Consider the following 5,207-nt stretch of genomic DNA (forward strand, 5'->3'; position numbering starts at 1 on the left):
TGATCGTTGGGTCGGCACCGGTTACCAGCGAGTTGATCGAGGTTGAGGACCAGTTCACCCCTTCGAGCTTGATCGTCACGTCCGCGTTGGCAATACCGCCGGCGGCATTGAGCTTGCCTTCGGAGCTGACCTGCAGCGTCGACTCGCCGTTAACCGTGGTGATCTTCAGGTAGTTGTCGATGGTGCTGGCCTTCTCGCCCTGGAGCAGGTCGCTCAGGTCCAGACGGTCACCTTCGGCCGCCTTGAAGTCCTTGATGATGTCGTTGCCGATATCACCCGCCTTCCAGACGAAGGTGTCGGCACCGCTGCCACCGGTCATGGTGTCGTTGCCCTGGCCGCCGAACAGGATGTCGTTGCCCTCGCCACCCAGCAGGGTGTCGTTGCCGGTACCGCCGAGCAGGATGTCATTGCCCTTGCCGCCATCCAGGTAATCGTTACCGCCCTGGCCGAACAGAATGTCGTTGCCATCGCCGCCGTACAGCGTGTCGTTGCCGTCACTGCTGCGCGAGATATCGAACTCGCTGACGTGCTCGGTGACGTACTGGTGCATGGTCTTGCTGTCCACCGCACTGGCATCCAGCCCGGTCTTCAGCGCGACGTAGCTTTGCAGCGCTTCCACACCGTTGCCCGACACCTGCGAGAACATGATCAGGTCGCCGAACACGATGTCGTTGCCGTCGCCGGCATTGACCGTGTCGTTGCCTGGCAGCGTCGCCTCGGTGTGGCCGAGGATGGCGTTGGCCAGGTTGCTCGGGTCGATGTTGGTCTGCGGCACGCCATCGGAGTCATACGGTTTCAAGTCGTTGACGTCGACGCCGCTGCCGATGCCGATGGCCTCGATGGTCGGCGAGAGTGCCTTGAGAACCGCATAGGCGCTCTTCGAGTTGGCGGTGGTATCGGTGTCGGTATAGCTGCCCTGGCCGGCCAGGCTCGACAGTTCGTAGGTTCCGTCGCCCTGGGCGTGCAGGGTACCGCTGAGGGACGAATACCAGCTGCCGTTCTTGTACAGGTTCAGGTTGCCGCTGCTGTCGATGGTCAGCTTGTTGCTGCTGTCCAGGTTGACGTTGATCACCTGGCCGATCTTGTAATTGATCGACGTGAGGTAGGTGTCCATCGTCAGGTTGGCCTTGCTGCCACTGTAGGTGATCAGCGTCGGGTTGGTGCGTTCGCCGGTCTGGTAGTAGGTCGGCTGGCCGTCGGTAATGAAGAACGTCTGGTTGGTACCGGTGGCACCGGAGTCCTTCAGGGCCTGGAACCAGTTGGCCGTGGTCTTGAAGGCGTCCTCGTAGTTGGTGCCGCCGTTGGCCGTCATGGCGGTCAGGGCGTTTTTCAGGGTCTGCAGGGAACCGCTGTCGGCCAGGTTGACCGAAACGGTGGTCTTGACCTGCGTGGCGAAGTCCACCAGCAGGATGTTGACCGTACCGGAGCTGGCGCCCTGGACGCTGTTGGACAGCGTGGTGAATACCGACTGCAGGGCTTTCTGCGCCGCGTCCACCGAGTCTTTCATACTGCCCGAGGTGTCGACGATGAACGCCAGGTTGTAGTTCTGCCCGGCGACCACGTGCAGGCCGTTGATGTCGGCGGCGATGATGTCGTTGCCATCGGTACCGTTCCAGTTGTCACTGTCGGCGGTGGCGTTGGTCGCCACGGCGTAAGTGTCGCCGTACACGGTGACCTTGATGGTGCCAGGGGTGTTGGCGGTGCTGCCGTTGATGGTCTCGGTGGACGTGGCGTTGACCGTCACATCGAAGCTGCCGCTGTAGTAGGCCGGCGGCTTGATGGTCAGGGTGCTCAGGTTCCAGCCGGTGACGTCCACCGCGGTTGCACCGACGGAGATGCTGTGACCGGCGCCGTCGCTGATCACCGAACCGCTCGGGATACCGGCGAGCTTGACCGCCAGGGTCTCGGAGCCGTCGGTGTCGGTCAGCGCCGAGCTGATGCCCACCAGCTTGACGGTGCCGTTCTCGCGGCCTTCGTTGAGTTTATAGCCGTCGTAGTAGCCCTTGCCGCTGGAGCCGTGCAGATCGGAGACGGTGACGCCGGCCGCTGCCAGTGCGGCGACGGTCGGATACAGCGCGGTGCCGACCTGGCTCACGTCGATGGTCGCCCCGCCGTTGACCGACAGGTTGACGTCGTAGCTGCCCGGACCTGCCTGGTTGTAGTGGTAGATCTCGACGGTGTAGTAACCGCTCTTGGTCGGCGTGAAGGTGCCGTTGAGCTGGCCACCGGCGCCCCAGGTGGTGCTGGCCACGTCTTTACCGCCGACCACTACCGCCAGGCTGTCGTCGCCGACGCCGGTGAATTTGTAGGTCGAGCCGGCTTCCATGTACATCAGGCCGGAGGTCTTCGAGGCGATGCCCGGCGCCACGTCTCCGGTGGAGGCGACGTTGGTGGCGATGGCACTGGTCTGGCCTTTGCCGGCAGCGTCGATCACCGACTTCAGGGTGGCTGCGTCGGCGCCGTTGCCGTTGGTGCCCAGGCCGGACAGGCCGGTCCAGGTTTCTTTGGTCAGGCCGATCGAGGCCACGGCGTTGCTGCCGATGGTCAGGGTCGGTTTGTCGGCAACCGGGGTGATGTCGATTTTCAGCGTGGCTTCGTTGCCCAGATCCTTGCCGTCGAACGGCTTGTACTTGATCTGCGCGTAGTCGGCCTGCTGGTTGCCCACGCCGGTGCCGCCGTTGGCGGTAATGCCGGATTCGTTGGCTTTGGGCACGAACTTCAGGTTGCCGGCGTCGATGTCCGCCTTGCTGAAGACCTTGCCGGCATCGGCGCTGGTCAGGGTCTTCCAGGTGGTGCCGTCCTTGTATTGCAGGGTGCCGTTGGCCGGAAGCTGGGTGATGGTGACGCCCAGAGCGCTCTGCACGTTGTCCAGGTCGGTGACGCCGAGGCTGCTCCAGGTCACGGCCAGGTCGGTGTCTTCGGTGCCCGTCAGCTCGCCGCCCGCGGCGGTTGGCGCGTCGTTCACCGGAATCACGTTGACCGTAGTGGTGGCGACGTTGGAGGTGTTGACCCCGTCGGTCACCGTCACGGTGATGATCCGCGGCGTGTTGCTCGGGTCATCGCTGGTGTTGATGAACGTGATGTTCTTCAGCGCCTGGATGTAGTTGGCGATGGTGGCGTTGCCGGACAGCGTCAGCACCACTTTGTCGTTGGTGCTGTTGGCGTTGATGCTGATGCCGTTGACGCTGTTGCCCAGGTTCAGCGCATCGCCGGCCATGCGGTTGGTCAGCGTGACGGTGGCACCGGTCATATTGGTGCTGTCGATATCGGTGATGCTCAGGTCGATATCGCCGATGGACACGCCGGAGCCGGCCTGGCCTTCGGTGAAGGTGACCTGGTAATCCGCGCCGGTCTTGCCGCTGGAGTCGTTGGCGTCCAGATCCAGAATCGGTGCCGGTTCGAAGATCTGCGTCGTCACGCTGCCTGCGGTGCCGCTGACCACCACGCTCTCGAAGTTACCGCCGGTGGCCGAATCGACCTTGACGGTGAACTGCTCGGTGCCTTCGGTGACGTTGTCCTTGATGGTCGGGATGGTGAAGTCGACCTTGCTGGCGCCGGACGGGATGGTCACGGTGGTTACACCGGTGAAGTCCGAGCCGTTGGTGGCGGTGCCGGAGTAACTCAGCTTGACGGTCACCGCTGCCTGCGACGGGTTGCTCAGGTTGAGGGTATACGTCGCGATGCCGCCCTCGGCCACCGAGGTAGTACCGGTGATGCTGATGGTGGTCGGGGTGTTGGTATCCGTGACTTGAGTGACCGCCGCCGTGGTGCTGTAGGCCAGGTTCTCGAAGCCGCCGCCGCTGGCGCCGGTGATCTTGGTGCTCAGGGTGGTGGCGTCGATGTACGGCGTATCCGCTGGCGCCGGCACGGTGATGCTGTTGGACAGTTGGTCTTTGCCGATGACGATGGTCGAGCCGTTGGACAGGGTCACCGTCACTGGCGACGCGGCCGGGTTGGTCAGCGTTGCGGTGTAGGTGATCTGGCCGCCTTCGGCTACCGAGCTGGTGGCGCTCAGGCTGACGGTGGTGGTGTCGATCGGGCCGTCGGTGACCGTGGTGCTTGGCGTACCGGCGGTGACCAGCTTCTCGTAGTTGCCGCCGCTGGTGCTGGTGATGCTGTTGGTCAGCGCCGGGTTGGCGGTGTAGACGTTGTTCGGCGCGGTGTAGTTGACCGTGCCGGTGCTTTGACCGACCGCGATGGTGATGGTCTGGTTGTTGGCCAGGGTCAGCACCAGGTTCGAGCCGGTGACGGGCGCGCTGACGGTCGCGGTGTAGGTGACGACGCCGCCTTCTACCACGCTTGGGGTGGCGGTCAGCGTCACGGTCGAGGTATCGATCGTGTCGGTGACGGCGGTCACAGCCGGGGTCGAACTGACGTTCAGCTTCTCGAAATCACCGCCGCTGGTGCCGGTGATGGTGGCGCTGACGTTGCCGCTGTCGACGTAGACAGTGTTTTTCGGCGCATCGATGGTCACGCTGCCTTCGGTAGCGTTCTTGGCGATGTTGATGGTCGAGCCGTTACTCAGGGTCACGGTCATCGCGGTGCCGGCCGGGTTGGTCAGCTTGGCGGTGTAAGTGATCTGGCCGCCTTCCTGGACGCTGCCGGTCGCGGTGAGGCTTACACCGGTGGTATCGAGGTTGCTCGGGTTGTCGGTGACGGTGGTGCTTGGCGTTCCGGCCGTGACCAGTTTCTCGTAGTTGCCGCCGGTGACTCCGGTGATGCTGTTGGTCAGCGCCGGGTTGGTGGCATAGATGTTGTTCGGCGCGACGTAGTCGACCGAGCCGCTGCTGGCGTTGACCGCGATAGTGATCGACTGGCCGTTGGCCAGGCTGATCACCAGCGGCGAGCCGGTGACCGGAGCAGTGACGGTGGCGGTGTAAGTCACCACGCCGCCCTCGGTCACGCTCGGCGTGGCGGTCAGCGTCACGGTGCTGGTGTCGATGGTATCGGTCACGGCCGTCACGGCTGGCGTGCTGCTGACGTTCAACTTCTCGAAATCACCACCGCTGGTGCCGGTGATGGTCGCGCTGACGTTGCCGCTGTCGACGTACACGGTGTTTTTCGGCGCATCGATGGTCACGCTGCCTTCGGTAGCGTTCTTGGCGATGGAGATGGTCGAGCCGTTACTCAGGGTCACGGTCATCGCGGTGCCGGCCGGGTTGGTCAGCTTCGCGGTGTAGGTGATCTGGCCGCCTTCCTGGACGGTA

The 5,207-nt window shown here is 63.7% G+C and carries 1 protein-coding gene; it reads right to left on the reverse strand.

Annotated features, from left to right (window positions below):
• A partial coding sequence (locus NTD88_RS20170; protein ID WP_262191754.1) for an immunoglobulin-like domain-containing protein occupies positions 1-5,207 on the reverse strand: 5,207 nt, incomplete at both ends.

It is taken from the genome of Pseudomonas sp. 20P_3.2_Bac5 (genome assembly GCF_025466035.1).
GTDB lineage: Bacteria > Pseudomonadota > Gammaproteobacteria > Pseudomonadales > Pseudomonadaceae > Aquipseudomonas.